20 protein-coding genes are annotated in these 19,671 nt (G+C 70.5%); 17 read left to right on the forward strand and 3 right to left on the reverse strand.

What is annotated here, in order from left to right; all coding sequences use genetic code 11:
• Nucleotides 1–4 precede the first annotated feature (4 nt).
• Nucleotides 5–700: a hypothetical protein gene (locus tag ACYVK3_RS04535; protein WP_460496076.1), complete on the forward strand. Its 696-nt coding sequence runs from the start codon at nucleotides 5–7 to the stop codon at nucleotides 698–700.
• Between the two features lie 25 nt (nucleotides 701–725).
• Here the strand turns inward: ACYVK3_RS04535 and ACYVK3_RS04540 are convergent, their stop codons facing one another.
• Nucleotides 726–1,784 (reverse strand): Rossmann-fold NAD(P)-binding domain-containing protein, encoded by a 1,059-nt coding sequence (locus ACYVK3_RS04540; protein WP_460496077.1) that lies wholly within the window; start codon nucleotides 1,782–1,784, stop codon nucleotides 726–728.
• Between the two features lie 110 nt (nucleotides 1,785–1,894).
• Between ACYVK3_RS04540 and ACYVK3_RS04545 the strand changes: the two genes are divergently transcribed.
• Together ACYVK3_RS04545 and ACYVK3_RS04550 are read left to right on the forward strand one after the other, a co-directional pair.
• On the forward strand, nucleotides 1,895–2,608 hold the full coding sequence (locus tag ACYVK3_RS04545) for a hypothetical protein (protein ID WP_460496078.1): 714 nt from the start codon (nucleotides 1,895–1,897) through the stop codon (nucleotides 2,606–2,608).
• 44 nt (nucleotides 2,609–2,652) lie between these two features.
• A complete protein-coding gene (locus tag ACYVK3_RS04550; protein WP_460496079.1) occupies nucleotides 2,653–3,363 on the forward strand; it encodes an endonuclease V in 711 nt (236 codons plus the stop codon).
• A gap of 26 nt (nucleotides 3,364–3,389) precedes the next feature.
• Here ACYVK3_RS04550 and ACYVK3_RS04555 read toward each other — a convergent pair whose 3' ends face one another.
• Nucleotides 3,390–4,046, reverse strand: a complete 657-nt coding sequence (locus tag ACYVK3_RS04555; protein ID WP_460496080.1) for an MOSC domain-containing protein — start codon at nucleotides 4,044–4,046, stop codon at nucleotides 3,390–3,392.
• A 96-nt stretch (nucleotides 4,047–4,142) separates the two neighbouring features.
• On the opposite strand from ACYVK3_RS04555, the gene recO reads away from it, so the two are divergent.
• Entirely contained in the window at nucleotides 4,143–4,889 is a 747-nt protein-coding gene (recO, locus tag ACYVK3_RS04560) for a DNA repair protein RecO (protein ID WP_460496081.1), read from the forward strand.
• A gap of 43 nt (nucleotides 4,890–4,932) precedes the next feature.
• Nucleotides 4,933–5,724 carry an undecaprenyl diphosphate synthase family protein gene (locus ACYVK3_RS04565; RefSeq protein ID WP_460496082.1) on the forward strand — a complete coding sequence of 264 codons (792 nt, stop codon included), beginning with the start codon at nucleotides 4,933–4,935 and terminating at the stop codon, nucleotides 5,722–5,724.
• Here ACYVK3_RS04565 and ACYVK3_RS04570 read toward each other — a convergent pair.
• Complete coding sequence (locus tag ACYVK3_RS04570; RefSeq protein ID WP_460496083.1) at nucleotides 5,708–6,565, reverse strand: ion transporter; 858 nt, start codon at nucleotides 6,563–6,565, stop codon at nucleotides 5,708–5,710. The two genes, ACYVK3_RS04565 and ACYVK3_RS04570, sit on opposite strands and share 17 nt — an antisense overlap.
• Nucleotides 6,566–6,630: 65 nt before the next feature.
• Here ACYVK3_RS04570 and ACYVK3_RS04575 point away from each other — a divergent pair, with 65 nt between their 5' ends.
• The 12 genes from ACYVK3_RS04575 to ACYVK3_RS04630 all read left to right on the forward strand — a co-directional run bounded on the left by ACYVK3_RS04575 (nucleotide 6,631) and on the right by ACYVK3_RS04630 (nucleotide 19,667).
• Nucleotides 6,631–7,656 carry a permease gene (locus ACYVK3_RS04575; RefSeq protein ID WP_460496084.1) on the forward strand — a complete coding sequence of 342 codons (1,026 nt, stop codon included), beginning with the start codon at nucleotides 6,631–6,633 and terminating at the stop codon, nucleotides 7,654–7,656.
• Nucleotides 7,653–8,426, forward strand: a complete 774-nt coding sequence (locus ACYVK3_RS04580) for a TIGR03943 family putative permease subunit (RefSeq protein ID WP_460496085.1) — start codon at nucleotides 7,653–7,655, stop codon at nucleotides 8,424–8,426. The genes ACYVK3_RS04575 and ACYVK3_RS04580 overlap by 4 nt, the downstream gene beginning before the upstream one ends.
• Before the next feature lie 89 nt (nucleotides 8,427–8,515).
• On the forward strand, nucleotides 8,516–9,553 hold the full coding sequence (locus ACYVK3_RS04585; RefSeq protein ID WP_460496086.1) for a metal ABC transporter solute-binding protein, Zn/Mn family: 1,038 nt from the start codon (nucleotides 8,516–8,518) through the stop codon (nucleotides 9,551–9,553).
• Nucleotides 9,554–9,567: 14 nt separating this feature from the next.
• On the forward strand, nucleotides 9,568–10,329 hold the full coding sequence (locus ACYVK3_RS04590; protein WP_460496087.1) for a metal ABC transporter ATP-binding protein: 762 nt from the start codon (nucleotides 9,568–9,570) through the stop codon (nucleotides 10,327–10,329).
• A 37-nt stretch (nucleotides 10,330–10,366) separates the two neighbouring features.
• Nucleotides 10,367–11,257 (forward strand): metal ABC transporter permease, encoded by an 891-nt coding sequence (locus ACYVK3_RS04595; protein WP_460496088.1) that lies wholly within the window; start codon nucleotides 10,367–10,369, stop codon nucleotides 11,255–11,257.
• Between the two features lie 65 nt (nucleotides 11,258–11,322).
• Nucleotides 11,323–11,637 carry an ArsR/SmtB family transcription factor gene (locus ACYVK3_RS04600; RefSeq protein ID WP_460496090.1) on the forward strand — a complete coding sequence of 105 codons (315 nt, stop codon included), beginning with the start codon at nucleotides 11,323–11,325 and terminating at the stop codon, nucleotides 11,635–11,637.
• A 27-nt stretch (nucleotides 11,638–11,664) separates the two neighbouring features.
• Nucleotides 11,665–12,048 (forward strand): Fur family transcriptional regulator, encoded by a 384-nt coding sequence (locus ACYVK3_RS04605; protein WP_460496270.1) that lies wholly within the window; start codon nucleotides 11,665–11,667, stop codon nucleotides 12,046–12,048.
• Between the two features lie 10 nt (nucleotides 12,049–12,058).
• On the forward strand, nucleotides 12,059–12,418 hold the full coding sequence (locus ACYVK3_RS04610; protein WP_460496091.1) for an antibiotic biosynthesis monooxygenase: 360 nt from the start codon (nucleotides 12,059–12,061) through the stop codon (nucleotides 12,416–12,418).
• A complete protein-coding gene (locus tag ACYVK3_RS04615; RefSeq protein ID WP_460496092.1) occupies nucleotides 12,415–13,128 on the forward strand; it encodes a hypothetical protein in 714 nt (237 codons plus the stop codon). The genes ACYVK3_RS04610 and ACYVK3_RS04615 overlap by 4 nt, the downstream gene beginning before the upstream one ends.
• A gap of 215 nt (nucleotides 13,129–13,343) precedes the next feature.
• Nucleotides 13,344–15,146: an HSP90 family protein gene (locus ACYVK3_RS04620; RefSeq protein WP_460496093.1), complete on the forward strand. Its 1,803-nt coding sequence runs from the start codon at nucleotides 13,344–13,346 to the stop codon at nucleotides 15,144–15,146.
• A 10-nt stretch (nucleotides 15,147–15,156) separates the two neighbouring features.
• Nucleotides 15,157–18,054, forward strand: a complete 2,898-nt coding sequence (locus ACYVK3_RS04625) for a tetratricopeptide repeat protein (protein WP_460496094.1) — start codon at nucleotides 15,157–15,159, stop codon at nucleotides 18,052–18,054.
• Nucleotides 18,055–18,278: 224 nt separating this feature from the next.
• Entirely contained in the window at nucleotides 18,279–19,667 is a 1,389-nt protein-coding gene (locus tag ACYVK3_RS04630; protein ID WP_460496095.1) for a glycine--tRNA ligase, read from the forward strand.
• The last annotated feature ends 4 nt before the right edge of the window (nucleotides 19,668–19,671 follow it).

Raw genomic sequence — 19,671 nt, forward strand, 5'->3', positions numbered from 1 at the left:
CGACATGGCTTATTCGCAGCCGCCGCAGTACCCGCAGCAACCGCCGCCGCCGCCGCACGAACCGAAGCAGCGCCCGATGTCGGTCACGGTCGTGGTGTGGACGATGTACCTCACGGCCGCGGTCCTCGTCGTGACGGCGATCGGCCAGTTCGCGGCACAGGGAGCCGTCAAGGACGCCGTCGAAGAAGCGCTGGTGAACGACCCGGCGTTGTCGGACGCCGGCTTCACCTCTCAAGACGTCTCGGCCCTGGTGACCGTCTCGCTCGTCATCGGCGCCGCGGTCTATATCATTTTCGCGGCGTTCTACGCCGTGCTGGGCCTGTTCGACGCCAAGGGCAAGCAGCCCGCGCGGATCATGAGCTGGATTCTCGCGGGAATCGGCTTGGCCTGCTGCGGCTTCGGCGGCCTGATCAACCAGATCGGCGCGACGACGTACTCCGTCAGCGGCGAGCAGTACAACGACGACATGACCCAGGCGATGATGGACGCCACCCCGGCGTGGCTGACCGCCCTGCAATGGATCTCGGTGGTGCTGTTCATCGTCGGGTCCTTGGTCATCATCATCCTGCTGGCGGTGCCGTCCTCGAATGCGTACTTCCGCAAGGAGCAGCCCGAGCAGGGCTACTACCCGGGCCAGCCGCCGTACGGGCAGCCGCCCTACGGCCAGCAGCCGCCGCAGGGCCCTTACCCCGGCCAGTGACCGACCTCGTCGACGGCCCCGTCCTTCAGGCGGGGTCGTCGTTCCTCTCCGGCGGAGCCTTCGGGACCTCGAAGCGGCGCTCGCGGTCGTGCCAGGCGCCGAGGACCGCGCCCTCCTTCGCGCGCGACAGACCCGCGACGAGCCCGGGCGATGCGGCGTTGGCGCGCCACCACCGCTGGACGGTCGTCGACAGCGGGGACGGCCGGAGTCCGGCCTCGAACGCCGGACCGGCGTCGCGGGCGAGCATCCCGTCGTAGTCCGGCTCGGGCAACCACAGACCCAGCGACTCCGGCCCGGCCCACGGGGCGACACCCAGCTCCATGAGGAAGTCCTGCGGCACCCACGTGAACGTCGGGCGCTCGGTGACGACGCCCTGCCGTGCGAGCGCGTCGACGACGCCGTTCAGGAGCGCCTCCATCGGCATCGGCTCGCCGATCGCGTCGAACGTGCCGGACATGCCGCCTTCGGCCGCGTCGAGGATCCACGCCGCGAAGTCCTCCACGTCGATCCACTGGACCAGCCGCTCGGGCCTGCCGGGGGCGAGCACCTCGCCGCCCTCGGCGATGCGCAGCAGCCAGTACCCGAGCCGGTCGGCGACGTCGTGCGCGCCGACGATGAGGCCCGGACGCGGGATGAACGCCTTGTCGCCCATGCGTTCGCGCACCAGGTGCTCGCAGGCGACCTTGTTGCGCCCGTACAGCTCGACGGCCGCATCGTCGGAGTCGGCATCGGTCGGCTCGAGCAGCTCGCCCTCGGTGCGCGACTGGTCGGCGTACACCGAGATCGAGGAGACGAACGTCCAGTGCCCGACGCCGTCGCCCAAGACGTCGAGGACCCGCTTGACCTGCCCGGGCGCCCGTCCCACGTCGATGACCGCGTCGAAGGAGCGGCCCCGCAGAGGCTCGAGCCCTTCGGCGCTGGACCGGTCGACGCGGACGAACTCCACCTCCTTCGGAGGCTCGCCGCTCTCACCGCGAGCGGCGACGGTGACGTCGTGACCGCGGCCGACGGCCTGCCGAGCGATCGCTTTGGACAGGTACACGGTGCCGCCGAGGACAAGCAGGCTTCGTTGCGGTGTGGTCATGCCCTCATGGTCGATGCCGCCGCAACGGGAGACAAGACCTTTCACCGATAGCGGAACGGTCGGCGCGGCCGGATATCTTGAAGACCTACAGCGCACCGATGGAGGTCGCCATGAGCGACGACTACGGCACATTCGACGACAACGTCGACTACCGCGACCGGATCGACTCGGCCGGCGACAAGAGCGACACGGACGGCGCCGTCTACGCCGACACCAGCGGCGACGGGTACGCCGACGTCGGCGCCGTCGACACCGACGGCGACGGGCGGTACGACACCTACGAGGCCGACACCACCGGAGACCGGGAGATCGACCACTTCCAGATCGACCACAGCGGCGACGGCGCCCTGGACACCTCCGGGCGCGACATCACCGGCGACGGCCGGATCGACTACGTGCGGGCCGACACCACCGGCGACGGGTACATGGACACGCTCATGGCCGACACCGACGGCGACGGCCGGCCCGACGTGATCATGGCGAACACCGACGGCGGCGCGACGTTCAACGAGGTCACCGTGGACGGCCACACCGCCGACATCCACGAAGCGGGCGTGCTCATCGCCGCCGAAGACCGAAGCGGCGACGGCAAGGTCGACGCCCTTGCCTACGACATCGACGGCGACGGCAAGCCCGAGTACTTCCGCTACGACACCGACGGCGACGGCCGCTTCGAGACGCAGACCGTCGACCGCGCCGGCGAGAGCGCGAGTCCCGACGCCGTGTTCATCCACAACGACGGCGAGGCGAACTACATCGACGAAGTCCACTTCAGACGCGAAACCGGCGCGGACGAGCCCCCGGACCAGGACTCCACCGCGTAGCGGGGGTCCCCCGTCCGAAACGCTGCTTTCGTTAGGCTTGCGGCGTGAGTGCTGACGAACACCCCGCCCCCGCCCAGCGGTATGCCCGCCTGCCGACCGACGAGGCCGAGGCGGTGGCGATGCAGGTGGAGCTGGCCAGTTGCGTCGTCGTCGCCGAACCGGCCCGCGCCGTCGAGACCGTCGCCGGCCTCGACATCGCCTACGACAAGACCAGTGACGAGGTGGTGGCCGCCGCCGTCGTGCTGCGCCGCGGGGGCCTCGAAGTCCTCGACCGTTCGGTGGTCCGCGGACGCTCCGAATTCCCGTACATCCCCGGCCTGCTGGCCTTCCGCGAAGTGCCGATGCTGCTGCGGGCCGTCGAGGCACTGAACGTCGAGCCCGACCTGTTCGTGTGCGACGGCTACGGGCTCACCCACCCCCGGCGGTTCGGGCTGGCCTGCCACCTCGGCGTCGTTCTCGACATGCCCGCGATCGGCGTCGCCAAGAACCCGCCGCACGTCTCGGTCGACCAGCCGGGCCCGAAGCGCGGGGACTGGACCGCCATCTACGGCGGCGAGGAGGTCATCGGCTGCGCGCTGCGCACCCGCGACGGCGTCAAGCCGGTCTACGTCTCCGTCGGTCACCGGTGCACGCTCGACACCGCACGCGAACTCGTGCTCGAACTCGCCCCGAACTACCGTCTGCCCGAACCGATCCGGGCCGCCGACCGGCTCGGACGCGAGCGCCTCGCTGCGGCCGACGACCGGCGGCGGTAGGACCTGCCCCACCCGGAAGGGGGAGCTCAGACCTCGTTGTAGCGGGCACGGAGCTGTGCCGCCTCCGATGGGGCGAGCGCGGGCGCTTCCAAGACCTTCGGGATCAGATCGCGCTCGCCCATCAACGCCCGGAAGAACATCCCGATCGTGACGTCATGGTCGGGCCGGTCGACCACCTCGAGCTCGTCGCCCTGCGCGATCGCACCGGGGGCGACGACGCTCAGGTACGCCCCCGGCCGCGCCTCCCTGCTGAAGGTCTTCAGCCAGCCGCGCTCGCCGATCCAGCCCCGGAACGTCCCGCACGGGATGCGCGGGCACGTCACCTCCAGCACCAGACCGCCCGCGGAGCGCCACCGCTCGCCGATCCGCGCCTCGCTCAGATCATGTCCGGCGGTGGTGAGGTTCTCGCCGAACGCGCCGGCGTGCAGCTCGCGGCCCAGCAGCGTCTCGAAGTGGTTGTAGTCCTCGCGGCTGTAGGCGTACACCGCCTGCGTCGGCCCGCCGTGGTGCTGCTGGTCGCCGGCGCGGTCACCGGCCAGCCCCACACTGCCGTCGCCCTTCGGGCCCGGCGCGGTCACCGCCACCGGCCCCTCGACCGGCCGCTTGTCGATGCCGGTGAACTCGGTGTCCCGCTTCCAAGGGTTGGGCCGAGGCCTGCCGACATTGACCGAGAGGATGTTCACGGTCTGAGCCTATCGACCGGCGTGCCTGGGCCTCAATCCCTTTTCATCGCCCCCGGCTCCGCTCGGAGCGTCGCAGGCCCCGGCTAGGCTTGCGGCGTGGGGGTCGGTACCAGGAAGCTCTTTCGCGACGACGCGGTGGTGCTGCGTACCTACAAACTCGGTGAGGCCGATTCGATCATCTCGCTGCTGGGCCGAGGCCACGGCCGTTTCCGCGCCGTCGCCAAGGGCCTGCGCCGCACCTCCTCGAAGTTCGGGGCCCGGCTCGCCCCGTTCGGCCACGTCGATCTCCAGCTCATCGAAGGCCGCGGCGAGCTCCACACCGTCACCCAGGCCGTCGGCATGCACCTCTGCGGCGGCGCGATCAGCGCCGACTGGCCCTCGTACACGGCCGCGTGCGTCATCGCCGAGGCCGCCGAGCGGCTCGTCCCCGAGGACCACCAGCCCGACCTGGAGGTCTTCCAGCTCACCCTCGGGGCCTTCCGGGCGCTCGCCGAGACCGAGCTCCCGGCGCTGCTCGTCATGCACTCGTACCTGCTGCGCGGCATGAAGACCGCCGGCTGGGCGCCGTCGCTGAGGGAATGCGCCAGCTGCGGCAAGGACGGCGACCACCGGGCGTTCGCGGTCGCCGCGGGCGGCGCGGTCTGCCGCGACTGCCGACCCGGCGGCGCCGCGGTTCCGGCGCCGGCGTCGATGGAGCTGATGCGGGCGCTCGAGGCGGGGGACTGGAAGCACGCGGTGGCGGCCGACGGCCGCGAGCGCGCCGAGGCCGCCGGACTCATCGCCGCCCATTTCCAGTGGCACTCCGAGCGGCCCCTCAGAACGCTGAAGTACGTCCCGCACTGACGCTCCTTTAGGATCGAGTCCCGCCGGAGATGATGGAGGACCCGTGAGCCGCACCTATGAGCCGCCGAAGCCGCACCCCTCGGGCGCGACCCCGCCGGAGCTGCCGCGCGAGCTGATCCCAGGGCACGTCGCACTCGTCATGGACGGCAACGGCCGGTGGGCCAAGGAGCGCGGCCTCAAACGCACCGAAGGCCACCGGATGGGTGAGTCCTCGCTGTTCGACACGATCGAGGGCGCGATCGAGATCGGCATTCAGACCCTCTCGGCCTACGCCTTCTCCACCGAGAACTGGCGGCGCAGTCCCGACGAGGTCCGCTGGCTCATGGGCTTCAACCGCGACGTGATCCACCGCCGCCGCGACGAACTGCACGCGATGGGCGTGCGCATCCGCTGGGCCGGACGCCGCCCGAGGCTGTGGAAGAGCGTCATCAACGAGCTTCAGGTCGCCGAGGAGATGTCGAAGCACAACGACAAGATCACGCTCCAGTTCTGCGTGAACTACGGCGGGCGGGCCGAGATCGCCGACGCCGCCGCGGCGCTGGCCCGGGACGTCAAGGCCGGGAAGGTCAACCCCGAACGCATCACCGAGAAGACCTTCGAGCGCTACCTGTACAACCCCGACCTGCCCGATGTGGACCTGTTTCTGCGCCCCTCGGGAGAGCAGCGCACCTCGAACTTCCTGCCGTGGCAGTCGGCCTACGCCGAGATGGTCTACATGGACGTGCTGTGGCCCGACTTCGATCGCCGCAACCTGTGGCAGGCCTGCGAGATCTACGCCCGCCGGGACCGGAGGTTCGGTGCGGCCGAGCCGAATCCGGTCAGCGGAACGGCGTGAACTCCTTGGCCTCGGTCCGGTCCACCACCATCTGATCCACAGTGGCCTGAATCTTGTCGAGGCGCTCCAGCACCAGCGCCGTGTCCGCCGAGACCTCGCCGTCCTCGTCGTCCATCCGCTGCGCCTCCTCCATCGACGCGAGCACGACACCGATGAGGACGTTCATCAGCAGGAACGCCGCGAACAGGATGTAGACCACGAAGTACGGCAGCGTCCAGAGGTTCTGGTCCATCGCGTCCCGGATGGTCCCACCGAGATCGTCGAAGGTGATCATCTGGAACAGCACCAGCAGCGCCGTCCCAACGGTCGCGAAGCGCTCGGGGTCGTCGTGCTGGAAGGCGATCCACCCGATCATCGCCCACAGGTACATGACCACGCCCGTCAGCGCGAACACGCCCGCCGACTTGGGGATCGCCTTGCCCATCGCCACCAGGATGATCTGGAGACTCGGCATCGACCTGACGATCCTGAGCACCCGCGCCAGGCGCAGCAGACGCAGGATCGTCACGTTCTCCCGCAGCCCCGGCATGAACGACCCCACCACGATCGCGAAGTCGAAGACGTTCCAGCCCTTGCCGAAGTACCGCCACGGCCTGGTGCCGAACGACGCCAGGCCCACCGCCACCTCGAAGGTGAAGAACGCCAGGCACAGGTGATCGGTCCAGACCAGCGCCTCGCCGATCGTCCGCACCGCGCCGGGGAACGTCATCGCTCCCAGCACCGTGCCGTTGAGGACGATCACCGACATCGACAGCAACTGGAACCGCCTGTAGGCCAGCAGATCCCTGCACAGCTCGGGTAGGCGTCTGTGGCTCGGGGTGAGGGTGGGAGAAGGCTGCACCGATCCAGGGTAATAAGCCCCGGCGCGTCCTATCCGGCGAGGTCGTCGCCGCGAACCGGGTCCCGATGCCGCAGAATGGTGGCGTGAGCCAAGACGTCGCCGAACACGACGACACCACCGAGCGGGCCGCGCGGCGACAGGGCCGCCGCGGGCTGACGTCCATTGAGGCCCTCGCGCTGCTCCTCGTCTTCGGCCTCACCGCTCGCCCCGGGCTCGTCCAGCTGTTCGGCGAGCCGGCGGCTCAGGCGTGGGTGGCGCGCTTCGTCGCCGTCATGGTCCAGGCGATCCCCTTCCTCACGCTCGGGCTCGTCCTCTCCTCGGCGATCGCCGCGTTCGTCCCCGCTGGGTTCTTCCACCGCGTCCTGCCCCGCCGCACCGCCTTCGCCGTCCCGGTCGCCGGCGTCTCCGGGGCCGTCCTGCCCGGCTGCGAATGCGCGTCAGTGCCGGTCGCCGGGGCGCTCGTGCGGCGCGGCGTCGCCCCGGCCGCCGCCTTCACGTTCATGCTCGCCTCTCCGGCGATCAACCCGATCGTCGTCATCTCCACCTTCGTCGCCTTCCCCGGCCAGCCCGAGATGGTCTGGGCCAGGCTCACCGCCTCCCTCGGCGCCGCCATCGCCATCGGCTGGCTGTGGGCCAAGCTCGGCAAGACCGAATGGCTGCGCATGCCCGCGCACCGCCACCACGACGGCGGCAAATGGGCCGCGTTCTGGTCCTCCATCCGCCACGACTTCTTCCATGCCGGCGGCTACCTCGTCATCGGCGCCGCGATCGCCGCGACGCTGAACACCCTCGTCCCCGAGGCCTGGCTGACGCCGCTGGCCGAGCACCCCGTCCTCGGCTTCCTCGCCCTCGCGGCACTGGCGGTGCTGGTGTCGATGTGCTCGGAGGCGGACGCGTTCGTCGCCGCGTCCCTCACCCAGTTCTCGCCGACGGCGAAGCTCGCGTTCATGGTCGTCGGCCCGTTCGTCGACGTGAAGCTCATGGCCATGCACACCGCCACGTTCGGCCGCCGCTTCACCGCCCGGTTCGCCCCGGCCGCGCTGGCCGTCGCGCTGGGCGCGAGTGCCGTGATGGGGATGGTGTGGCTGTGAGGCGCGACGTGCAGGCGGTGGTCCTGATCCTCATCGGCGGCGGCCTGATCCGACTGGCGGCCACCGGCGACTACCTCGCCTATGTCAAGCCCTACGCGTTCTGGCTGATCGTGCCGGCCGGGATCGTCCTGCTCGCCGTCGCGGCGGTGACGGTGCGCGCGGTCTGGAAGGACCGCACTGCGGTCGGGCACGGTCACGTCGACGCCCGCGGAGACGTACATGAGCACGGTCACGTCGACGCCCGCGGAGGCGTACATGGACACGGCCACGGCGAGCCGAAGGTCGCCTGGCTGCTCCTGCTGCCGGTCGTCGGCATGCTCCTGGTGGCGCCGGGCGCGCTCGGCTCCTACGACGCCGAACGCAGCGGCACCGCCGTCGGCTCCGAGGAGCACCGCTCGACCTATCCCGAGCTGCCCGACGACGTCGACCCGGTGCCGCTCACCCTGCTCGACTACGCCGCCCGCGCCGTCTTCGACGAGGGCCGGACGCTCGAAGGCCACCGCATCCAGTTGAGCGGCTTCATCCTCTACGACGGCGACGAGCCGCAGCTGGCGCGCATGGTCGTCTCCTGCTGCGCGGCCGACGCCCGACCGGTCAAGATCGGCTTCGACGGCGAGGTCCCGGGCGATCTGGAGCCGGACCAGTGGGTGGAGGTCGTCGGCGTCTACTCGCCCGAGCAGGGCCTCGACGAGATCAACGGGGAGCTCATCCCGTACATCGAGGTGGAGTCGATCACTGAGATCGCCTCGCCCGATAATGAATACCAGTAACGTTCCCGCAGCTCACGTGGCGTTCACGGCCCGGACCGGGCATATATTAGCTGTTGACAATGATTGTCATCACGGGGCAGGCTTCTCTCATGCGTCGAACCATGTTCACTGTGCCCGTCGCCGGGCTGCTCGCGGCGACCGCTCTCGCCGCCTGCGGCGGGGACGACTCCGCCGCCGCCGATGATTCGATCGATGTCATCGCGGCCTTCTATCCCCTCGCCTTCGCGACCGAGCAGGTCGGCGGCGACCGCGTCAACGTCACCAACATGACGCCCGCCGGCCAAGAGCCCCACGACCTCGAACTCGCGCCCAGCGACATCGCCGCCATCGAGGAGGCCGAGTACGTCGTCTACCTCGAGGGCTTCATTCCCGAGCTCGACGCCGCCATCGACGAGTACGCCTCCGACAAGGCCCTCGAGGTGAGTTCCGCCGTCGACCTCCTCGGCTACGACGACACCGAGTCGCTCGAGGACGACCACGCCGAAGAGGACCACGCCGAGGAGCCCACCGCGGACGACCACTCCGAGCACGACCACGCCGAGGAGCCCACCGCGGACGACCACGCCGACGAGGAAGACCACGACCACGACGGCGAGCTCGAAGGCAACGACCCGCACCTCTGGCTCGACCCGATCCGCTACGCCGCCATCGGCGAGGCGATCGCCGAAGGCCTGACCGGGATCGACGACGCCGGCGCCGACGACTACACCGCCGGAGCCGAGGCCTTCACCGCCGAACTCGAGGCCCTCGACCAGGAGTTCGCCGACGGCCTGGCGAACCGCACCTCCGACGACATCGTCACCTCGCACGCCGCCTTCGGCTACCTCGCCGACCGCTACGGCCTCCACCAGGTCGCCATCTCGGGCCTCAGCCCCGACCAGGAGGCCTCCTCCCAGCGCATGGCCGAGATCGCCGAGTTCGTCGAAGAGCACGGCGTCACCACGATCTTCTTCGAGACGCTCGTGTCCTCCGACATCGCCGACACCATCGCCGCCGAGACCGGCGCCCAGACCGCCGTCCTCAACCCCATCGAGGGTCTGACGGACGCCGACGGCGACGACGCCGACTACTTCAGCATCATGCGCGACAACCTCGCCATGTTGCAGGGAGCGCTCGGAGCGGCTTGAGCGACAATGAACGAATGCCCGTCATAGCAACCCACGACGCGACCGTCTCCTACGGCGGTCGCGCCGTCGTCCGCGGCGTCGACCTGGCCGTCGAAGCCGGCGAGGCCGTGGCCCTCATGGGCGCCAACGGTTCCGGCAAGTCCACGCTCGTCAAGGCCATCGTCGGGCTCGAACCGCTCGCCGCGGGCCGCATCGAGCTGTTCGGCACGCCCCAGCGCCGCTTCCGCGCCTGGAAGCGGGTCGGCTACGTGCCCCAGCGCACCGGCGCGGCCTCCGGCGTCCCCGCCACCGCGGCCGAAGTCGTCGCCCAGGGACGACTCAACCACCGGCTCATCGGCCTCCCTCCGCGCCGAGGCGACCGCGACGCCGTGATCCGGAGCCTCGCCGAAGTCGGTCTCGTCGACCACACGCACTGCTCGGTCGACACCCTCTCCGGCGGCCAGCAGCAGCGCGTCCTCATCGCCCGCGCCCTCGCCACCGACCCCGAGGTCCTCATCATGGACGAGCCCACCGTCGGCGTCGACGCCGAGACGCAGGCCGCGCTCGCCAAGGTCGTCTCCGACCGCATCGACGAGGGCTGCGCGGTCCTCCTGGTCACCCACGAGCTCGGCCCGCTCACCGACCGGCTCGACCGCGCCGTGGTCCTCGCCGACGGGCGCGTCGTCCACGACGGCGCGCCGCCGCGCCCGGTCGGCGAACACGCCGACCCTCGCCACCAGCACGCGCACCCGCACGCCAACGGCGACATCCCCGACGACTTCTGGGGCGGCAGATGACCACGAGCCGTTCCGACCGCGAACACAGAGGCGTGACATGAGCCTTGACCTTTCGATCCTCGAATACGAGTTCATGCAGCGCGCCCTCATCAGCGCGCTCGTCGTCGGGCTGTGCGCCCCGGCCGTCGGCGTCTTCCTCGTCCAGAAGCGCCTCGCGCTCATCGGCGACGGCCTCGGCCACATCGCCCTCACCGGCGTCGCCGTCGGTTTCCTCACCGCCACCTCGCCCATGTTGACGACCCTGGCCACCACCGTCGCCGCCTCGATCGTCATGGAACTGCTGCGCAGCCACTCCAAGACCTCGGGCGACGTCGCGCTCGCCATGATGTTCTACGGCGGCATCGCCGGGGGCGTCTACCTCACCGGCATCGCCGCCGACACGGGCGTCGCCAACCTCCAGCAGTACCTGTTCGGATCGCTGCTCACCGCCGGATGGGACGAGGTCTGGACGATCGCCGGCGGCGGCCTCGTCGTCGCCGCGCTCATGCTCGTGCTGCGGCCCTGGATGTCGGCCATCGCCGCCGACGAGCAGTACGCCCGCGTCGCCGGGCTCCCCGTCGCCGGACTCAACCTCCTGCTGCTCATGACCACCGCCGTCGTCGTCTCGGTCTCGATGCGCGCGGTCGGCCTGCTCCTGGTCAGCGCCCTGCTGGTCATCCCCGTCGTCACCGTTCAGCAGTTCACGCGGTCCTTCCGCGCCACCATGTACGGCGGCATGGCCGCGGGCCTGGTCATCGCGGCGGCCGGCGTCGTCGTCTCGGCCGTCCAGGACGTCCCGCCAGGGGCCACGATCGTGCTCATCGGCGTCGCCTGCTTCGTCGCCACCGCCACCGCCGCGGCGCTCGTGCGCCGCGTCAAACGCACCTGGCGCCGCCATCTGCCGCCCGAAGGGGAGCCGCTCGAAGTCGAACTCCCGGCGAGACCGTGAACGACGACGTGGGACAGGCGACACCTGGACCCGTTTCCGCGGGCCGGACGCGATATTTTTGCAAGGTGCGCACTGAAGCGGAGCTTGCCGAGTCCACGCCCGCCGACTACGAGTCGGCGGGGGAGCTGCTGCGGGCGCTGGCCGCGCCGCTGCGGATCGCCATCGTGATGGAGCTGGCGGAGGGACCGAAGTTCGTCCACCAGATCGTCGAGACCCTCGGCGTCACCCAGCCGCTGGTCTCGCAGCATTTGCGCGTATTGCGAGGGGCGGGTATCGTCCGCGGGGCCCGGTCGGGACGGGAGATCTCGTACAGTCTCATCGACGACCACATCGCGCACATCGTCACCGACGCCGTCAACCACGCACGGGAGGAACGCTAAGTGGCAGCCAAGCCGCCGGCAGAGAACATGGCTCGGTCCACCAAGCAGCGGACCGCGATCCTCGAACTGCTCGAAGCCGACGACGCGTTCCGCAGCGCGCAGGACCTCCACGCCATCCTGCGCGACGGCGGGTCCACGATCGGGCTGACCACCGTCTACCGCACCCTCCAGGCCTTCGCCGACGCCGGAGTCGTCGACGTCATGCGCCTGCCCGGCGGCGACCACCTCTACCGGCTGTGCGCCGCCGAGGAGCACCACCACCACCTGGTGTGCCGCGGCTGCGGCAGGACCGTCGAGGTCGCCGGTCCCACCGTGGAGCGCTGGGCCAACAAGGTGGCCTCCGAGCACGGATTCACCGACGTCGGACACACGCTCGAACTCCACGGCCTGTGCGAAGAATGCTCAAAGTAGGCTTAGGACGATGCTGGTTCTGTATCGTTTCGCCGTCACCGAAAGCGAAACGGAAGACTTCGCGCGAGACGCCGAGGCCGCGTTGGCGGCCCTCGCCTCGTGTGACGGTTATGTCCGCGGCGGCCTCGCCCGCGCGGTGGACGAGGACGCGACCTGGCTGCTGTTCACCGAGTGGATCGGCGTCGGCGCCTACCGTCGGGCCCTGTCGAACTACCAGGTGAAGATGTCCACCCCGCTGCTGTCGCGGGCGCTGCCGGAGGCCTCGGGCTTCGAGGTCCTCGCCGAATGCGCGCCCGGCGGCGAACCGACCCGGTCAGGCTCGGACCGCTCGGACGACGCGGACGCGGCCCGACAGGAGGCCGCGCGATGAGCGACCGCCACGAGCCCGAGGCCGAGCCGGAGGCACCGCCCCAGACCGCACCCGAGGCCGGAGCCCCGCCGCACCGGGGACCGGCCATGTCGGCCCCCGGGGAATCGGCCGCCGAGCCGGAACGGCCCGCGGCCGCCCCCGAGCCAGCGCAGGAGGCGCCCGAGCCGGCGGAGACCGACGAGACCCTCGCCCTGCCGCCGGCCACGAGCTCCGATGAGCCCGGGCCTTCGCAGCCCGAGCGGTCCTCGGCGCTCGAAGGCACGCCGGTCCCGTTCGCGGCGCCCCCGACCGAGCGCAACGGCAGCCGGTTCGCGACCGCGCTGACGCTCGGCATCGTCGGCGGCGTCGCCATCGTCGGAGCCGTCGTGGTCGCCCTCATCGTGTCACTGGTGACCCTCACCGAGTCCCTCATGGACAAGATCGAGACCACCGCCGAGGACTTCATGGCCGACGTCTCCGCCGAGCGCTGGGACGAGGCCTACGAGCACCTGTGCACCGACCTCCAGGAACGGCCCGTCCAGGACTACGTCGAGGAGTGGGAGGACTGGGCGGCCGACGACGCGGAAGTCCAGGACGTCCGCGACGAGATGAGCGGCACCTACGTACCGGTCGAACTCGGTGACGGATCGACCGTGGAACTCGAGATCGAGATCGCGCAAGGCGAGACCGTCGACACCACCGTGTGCGGCTGGGACCACTCCGGCGGGTAAGGAGGCGTCCCCCCGAGCCGCTCGGTGAGGACGCGCGCGCCGTCGGCCTCGAAGCGCGCGCAGCCGGACACCGCGCGGTGGGAAGGTCGTCATTTCCCCCTGGCGGCAGGGGTGCCGGTGGCGGTCGGACTACCGGATATCGACAACGGTTCCGCGGTGCGCGCGTTTGCTAGTCTGGCTCACGCCGACAGACCTTCGAGCGAGCAGGACGCACCGTGTCTGACATAACGCCCACCTCCCACACGTTCCAAGTGGACCTGCGCGGCCTGGTGGACCTGCTGTCCCACCACCTCTACTCCTCTCCGAAGGTCTACGTCCGCGAGCTGCTCCAGAACGCCGTCGACGCCATCACCGCGCGCCGCGCCTTCGAGCCGGGCAGCCCCGGCGTCGTCCGCATCGTCACCGACGGCCGGCGCCTGACCATCGCCGATCCCGGTGTGGGCCTCACGGTCGCCGAAGTCCACAAGCTCCTGGCGACCATCGGCGGATCCTCCAAACGCGACGAAGCGATCGAAGGCGCCCGCCGCGACTTCCTGGGCCAGTTCGGCATCGGCCTGCTCGCCTGCTTCACCGTCGCCTCCGTCATCACCGTCACCTCCCGTTCGGCCAGGGAGCCCGACGCTGCCGCCGTACGCTGGTCGGCCCGCGACGACGGCTCCTACACCGTCACGGAGCTGCCGCCGGCCGACAGGCCCGAGGCGGGCACCGTCGTCGAGCTGCTCGCCCGCCCAGGCGAAGACTGGCTCGCCCCGCACAAGGTCGCCGAGCTCGCCCGCGAATACGGCTCGCTCCTGCCGGTCGACATCACCGTCGAAGGTGGCGCGGCGCCCGTCACCGTCACCGACACGCCGCCCCTGTGGGAACGGGACTGGCCCACCCCCACCGCCCGCCGCCTCGCGCTCAACGCCTACTGCGAACAGGCCCTCGGATTCGCCCCGCTCGACGTCATCGACCTCGACGTGCCCCTGGCCGGCATCAAGGGCGCCGCGTTCGTCCTCCCGCACGCCACCTCGCCCTCGGCGCGCCCGGCCCACCGCGTCCACCTCAAGCGGATGCTCTTGACCGACACCGCCGACAACCTCGTCCCCGAATGGGCGTTCTTCGTCCGCTGCGCCGTCGACACCGACGCCCTGCGCCCGACCGCGAGCCGCGAATCGCTCTACGACGACGAGGCCCTCGCCGTCGCCCGCGACGCCATCGGAGGCCAGATCCGCGACTGGCTCGCCCGCCTCGCCTCCACCGACCCGTCCCGGCTCGAGGCGTTCCTGTCCGTCCACGAACTGGGCGTCAAGGCCCTCGCCCGCCACGACCGAGACCTGCTCGAGGCGATGCTGCCGTGGCTGCGCTTCGAGACCACCGACGGCGCCGCCAACCTCATCGACTTCGCCCGCGCCCACCAGCCGGTCTACCTCGCGCCGACCGTCGACGAGTACCGGCAGGTCGCCCAGATCGCCGCCGCGCAGGGCATCGGCGTGGTCAACGGCGGCTACACCTACGACACCGAGCTCGTCGAGGCGCTGCCGCGCCTCGACCCGTCGATCAAAGTGGAGGCCCTCCAACCCGACGTCATCTCCGCGAACCTCGATACCCTCCCCGTCGAAGCCGAACTGGCGCTCCAGTCCTTCCTGGCCGCCGCCCGCTCCCGCCTCGACGCCGTCGACGTCGACGTGGTCGTCCGCGAGTTCAACCCCGTCTCGGTCCCCGCCCTCCTGCTCGACGACCGCCAGGCACGGCGCGAACGCCAGCGGGCCGAGGCCGAAGCCGAAGCCGACGACCTGTGGGGCGGCATCCTCGCCTCCCTCAAGCAGAGCACCGCCCGCGCCCAACTCGTGCTCAACCACCGCAACCCGACCGTGCGCCGCCTCAGCGCCATCGCCGATCCCGAGCTGGCCGGCACCGCGGTCGAGTCCCTGTACGGGCAGGCGCTCCTCATGAGCCACCGTCCGCTGCGCGCGAACGACACCGCGCTGCTGAACCGGTCCTTCATGAACCTGCTCGAACATCTCACTAGGAACTAGGAAGACCCCCATGTCGACTCCTGACCCCGACGCGATCTGGCGACTGCTCAACGAGGCCCGCTTCGAAGAGGCGAGCGAGACGAAGGTCGCGGCGCTGGAGCGGGCCGTGGAGGCCGCCGACGCCATCGGCGATCCCGAGTTGATCAACTACGCGCTCAACGGCCTCATCGACGCCTACGAGTTCTCCCGGGACTCCACCCGCAACCTCGTGCCCTTCGCGCGGCTGCTGCGCAACTTCGACTCCCAGCCCGAGCACTTCGACGCGTACCTGACCCGCTCGCTGTACTGGACGTTCAAGTGGGTCGTCGACAAGATGATCGAGCAGCCCGACGTGCCCCTGGAGTCCATCGAGCACTGGCTCGGCGAGATGCGCCGCCGCTACGCCGAGGCCGGGTACTCCATGCACGCCCCCTGCGCCTACGACATGCAGCTGGCCTTCCACATCGGCGACTACGACCGCGTCGCCAGCGCCATCGAGGCCCTCGGCGAGGCCGAGGAGGACGACATGTCCGACTGCGCCGCCTGCCAGTACACCTCCCTGGCCACCATCGTCTTCTACGCCGAAGAGGACAGCGCCGACGCCTGCCTCGAGATGCTCGAACCGGTCCTCGCCGGCGAGCACACCTGCGCCCACGAGCCCCACTACGCGCTCGCGCTGTCGCTCATCCCGCTCATCGAGCTCGGCAAGCGCGACCAGGCCCGCGCCAACCACCTGCGCGGCTACATGATGTGCAAGGGCAAAGAGGACATGGTCCGCATGATCGCCCTCCACGTCGAGTTCTGCGCCCGCACCGGCAACGAGGCCCGCGCCGTGGAGATCCTCGCCGACCACGCCCGATTCTTCGACCTCGAACTCGGCATCGCCGACCGCCAGCGCCTGCTCGAGGTCACCGTCCTCACCTGCCGCCGCCTCGACGCCCTCGGCTTCGGCGACAACCCCATGCCCGGGCCCGGCGGGCGCGAATGGACCGCCGCCGACCTCGGCGAATGGGCCGACGCCGAACGCGCCGCCATCGTCGCCCGGTTCGACGCCCGCAACGGCAACCACCACCACTCGGCCATGTCGACGTGCGTCATCGACTCGACCCCCTACCCCGAGACGGTCCACCTCGGACTCAAGGAGCTCCACAAGAAGGAGCCCGTCTCGCTCATCGAGGTCGAACACCCCGAGGGCGCGGACCTCGACCAGGCCATCGACGCCGCCTACGCCGCGTACGACGACTGTTCGCCCGACACCTGGAAGGCCTGGTTGCGCGTCGGCGCCATCGCCGACTCGCTCGGCATCGAACTCATCGCCGAGCACCGCGCCGAGATCGCCCACGCCCAGTCGGCCGAGTCCGACGACACCGAGCAGATCATCGCGCACCTCGCCCGCGCCTCCGAACTGTTCGGACTCGCCGGGCAGCCCGGGCGAGCGCTCGTCGCCGACGCCTTCGCGCTCCTCCAGCAGGCCGACGCCGACCCCGACTCGGCCCGCGCCGGCGCCGTCCGGATCGTCGAGACCGCCCACGCGCTCCGCGCCGAGCAGCTGATCGACGACCGCAGCTTCCACACCAGCCAGGTGCTCTGCCTGCGGGCCGAATACATCGCCGCCGGCCCCGACGCGACCGCCGTCCCCGCCGACCTCGCCGACCGCGTGGGCGCCCTGGACGACGAGCTCGCCGCCTTCCCCGACAGGCGCTACGCCCTCGTCCGCCGATGCGACCTCGCCGACCTGCGCGCCCGCCTGGCCCCCGACGCCGAGACCCAGACCGAGCTGCTGCGCGCGGGACTCGCGATCGCGCACGCCGCGGGCGCCGACTGGGCCGTCGCCCGCTCCAGCGCCGACCTCGCCGACCAGCTCGCCCTCACCGGCGACTTCAAGGCCGCCATGGAGGCCACGCAGCAGGGCATCGCCGCGCTCGGCGCCGAACCGAGCCGGTCCGTCGCCGCCAAGCTCCACCTCCAGGCCGCCGAGTTCTCCATGCGCATGGGCGACCACCCCGGCACCTACGACCACGCCCTCCAGGCCTCGGTCCACTGCGACGCCGCCGGCATGGCCATCCCCGCCGCCATTGCCCGCCATCTCATGGGCGTCGCCCTCGTGGAGCAGGACCGCCGCGCCGAAGCCGTGCCCGTCCTCGAGGCCGCCCTCGCCGACCTGCCCGACACCGAGGTGTGGCGAGTGTGCAACGTGCGGTTCAACCTCGCCGAGTCCTACGACCGGCTCGACGACACCCGCCAAGGCGTCGAGCACGGTCTGGCCGCGCTCGCGCTCATGGAGGCCGCCGAGGACGACCACACCGCCCGCCTCTACGCCGACACCCTGTTCCTCACCGCCGAGCTGCTCGAGAAGCTCGGCGAGCACGACCACGCCCTGGAGGTCTACACCCGCGCCGCGGCCGCCGCCGAGGAGCTGGGCGACCTCACCTCCTGGACCCGCGTCAGCCGCGCCCGCGTGTGGCTGCTGCGCACCGTCGCGGGCGATGCCGCCTTCGGCGAAGGCCTCCAGACGATGGCCCAGCTCGCCGCCCGCCTCCAGGCCGTCCGGGCCGATCCGGACGCGCCCGAGCCGCTCAAGGAGACCTGCCGTTTCGAGCTCGGCGAGACCTACCGCCAGCACGCGCAGCTCACCTTCCAGTTCCTGGCGAGCCAGGCCGGGGAGTCCGGGCTGCGGCGCGAGGAGGCCGAACCGGTTCTCGACCTCCAGCGCCGCGCGCTGGCGGTGTTCCGGGACGGGCCGCTGCTGCTGGATCGGGCGAGGATGACCGCGCACCAGACGATGTGGCTGCTGGCGGAGCTCGACGACGTACCCGGCGCGATCAGCGTGGGGGAGGAGGCCATGTCGTGGCTGGACGCCCCGGAGTTCGCCGAGGCACGCCAGGGATTCGAGAAGCACGTGGCCGATCTGCGCCAGGGGAGCCGGTAGAGCGCCGGCCGCTGCGAGGTAGGCTTGCTCAGCGGTGGCCCACTTGGCGACGCTTGCGAAGCCATGAATTCTCCGAGACGGCTCCAGCCCGTCACGACCGGATTGACCAGGCCATCGAGCATTCACGGCGAAGCTTGCGAGCCGTGGACTCCCAATGAACAGCATCTGTTCTGAGAACGTATCCGCAGTCTCACCGACCGCCAGCCGGATCGAGAGGAAACATCGTGTCCCAAGACCGCACCGACGCACTCATCAGCCTGTGCAAGCGCCGTGGCTTCGTCTTCCCCAGTTCGGAGATCTACGGAGGTACCCGCTCTGCTTGGGACTACGGGCCGCTCGGCGTGGAGCTCAAGGAGAACATCCGCCGCGAGTGGTGGAACGCGATGGTGCGCCAGCGGGACGACGTCGTCGGCCTCGACTCGGCCGTCGTGCTCAACCCCCAGGTGTGGGAGGCCAGCGGCCACCTCAAGGAGTTCGTCGACCCGCTCACCGAGTGCCAGTCCTGCCACAAGCGCTTCCGTGCCGACCACCTCATCGAGGCCTACCAGGAGAAGCACGACGGCCGCGAGCCCGAGGGCGGCCTGAGCGCTCTCGCCTGCCCCAACTGCGGCGCGCGCGGGTCCTTCACCGAGCCGCGCATGTTCAACGGCCTGATGAAGACCTACCTCGGCGCGACCGAGGAGAGCGAGAACGAGCACTACCTGCGCCCCGAGACCGCGCAGGGCATCTTCGTGAACTTCACCAACGTGATGACCGCGGCGCGCAAGAAGCCGCCGTTCGGCATCGCGCAGACCGGCAAGTCGTTCCGCAACGAGATCACGCCCGGCAACTTCATCTTCCGCACCCGCGAGTTCGAGCAGATGGAGATGGAGTTCTTCGTCGAGCCGGGCACCGATGAGGAATGGCACGAGTACTGGCTCCAGCAGCGCTGGAACTGGTACATCGACCTGGGCCTGTCGGAGTCGAACCTGCGCCGCTACGAGCACCCCAAGGACAAGCTCAGCCACTACTCGAAGCGCACCGTCGACATCGAGTACCGCTTCCAGTTCGGCGGCGCCGAGTTCGGCGAGCTCGAGGGCGTCGCCAACCGCACCGACTTCGACCTGTCCACGCACGCCGCCCACTCGGGCGCCGACCTGTCGTATTTCGACCAGGCCAAGGGCGAGCGCTGGACGCCGTACGTCATCGAGCCCGCGGCGGGCCTGACCCGCTCGGTGCTGGCGTTCCTGCTGGAGGCCTACGACGTCGACGAGGCGCCGAACACCAAGGGCGGGGTCGACAAGCGCACCGTCCTGCGTTTCGACCCGCGCCTGGCCCCCGTCAAGGCCGCCGTGCTTCCGTTGAGCCGCAACGAGAAGCTCTCGCCGAAGGCGAAGGAGCTCGCGGCCCGCCTGCGCAAGCGCTGGAACGTCGACTTCGACGACGCCGGCGCGATCGGCCGCCGCTACCGCCGCGCCGACGAGATCGGCACGCCGTACTGCGTCACCGTCGATTTCGACACCCTCGAAGACCAGGCCGTGACCATCCGCGACCGCGACTCGATGAAGCAGGAGCGCGTAGCCCTCGACCAGGTCGAGCGCTACCTGCTCGAACGCCTCGAGAGCCTGTCCTAGACCC

The organism is Glycomyces tarimensis (genome assembly GCF_054776215.1).

Coding starts and splice junctions, on each gene's coding strand:
- ACYVK3_RS04590 (WP_460496087.1), top strand. CDS start 9,568: ATGCCCGTCATAGCAACCCACGACGCGACCGTCTCCTACGGCGGTCGC.
- ACYVK3_RS04610 (WP_460496091.1), top strand. CDS start 12,059: ATGCTGGTTCTGTATCGTTTCGCCGTCACCGAAAGCGAAACGGAAGAC.
- ACYVK3_RS04575 (WP_460496084.1), top strand. CDS start 6,631: ATGCCGCAGAATGGTGGCGTGAGCCAAGACGTCGCCGAACACGACGAC.
- ACYVK3_RS04540 (WP_460496077.1), bottom strand. CDS start 1,784: ATGACCACACCGCAACGAAGCCTGCTTGTCCTCGGCGGCACCGTGTAC.
- ACYVK3_RS04625 (WP_460496094.1), top strand. CDS start 15,157: ATGTCGACTCCTGACCCCGACGCGATCTGGCGACTGCTCAACGAGGCC.
- ACYVK3_RS04595 (WP_460496088.1), top strand. CDS start 10,367: ATGAGCCTTGACCTTTCGATCCTCGAATACGAGTTCATGCAGCGCGCC.
- ACYVK3_RS04545 (WP_460496078.1), top strand. CDS start 1,895: ATGAGCGACGACTACGGCACATTCGACGACAACGTCGACTACCGCGAC.
- ACYVK3_RS04615 (WP_460496092.1), top strand. CDS start 12,415: ATGAGCGACCGCCACGAGCCCGAGGCCGAGCCGGAGGCACCGCCCCAG.
- ACYVK3_RS04605 (WP_460496270.1), top strand. CDS start 11,665: ATGGCTCGGTCCACCAAGCAGCGGACCGCGATCCTCGAACTGCTCGAA.
- ACYVK3_RS04535 (WP_460496076.1), top strand. CDS start 5: ATGGCTTATTCGCAGCCGCCGCAGTACCCGCAGCAACCGCCGCCGCCG.
- ACYVK3_RS04585 (WP_460496086.1), top strand. CDS start 8,516: ATGCGTCGAACCATGTTCACTGTGCCCGTCGCCGGGCTGCTCGCGGCG.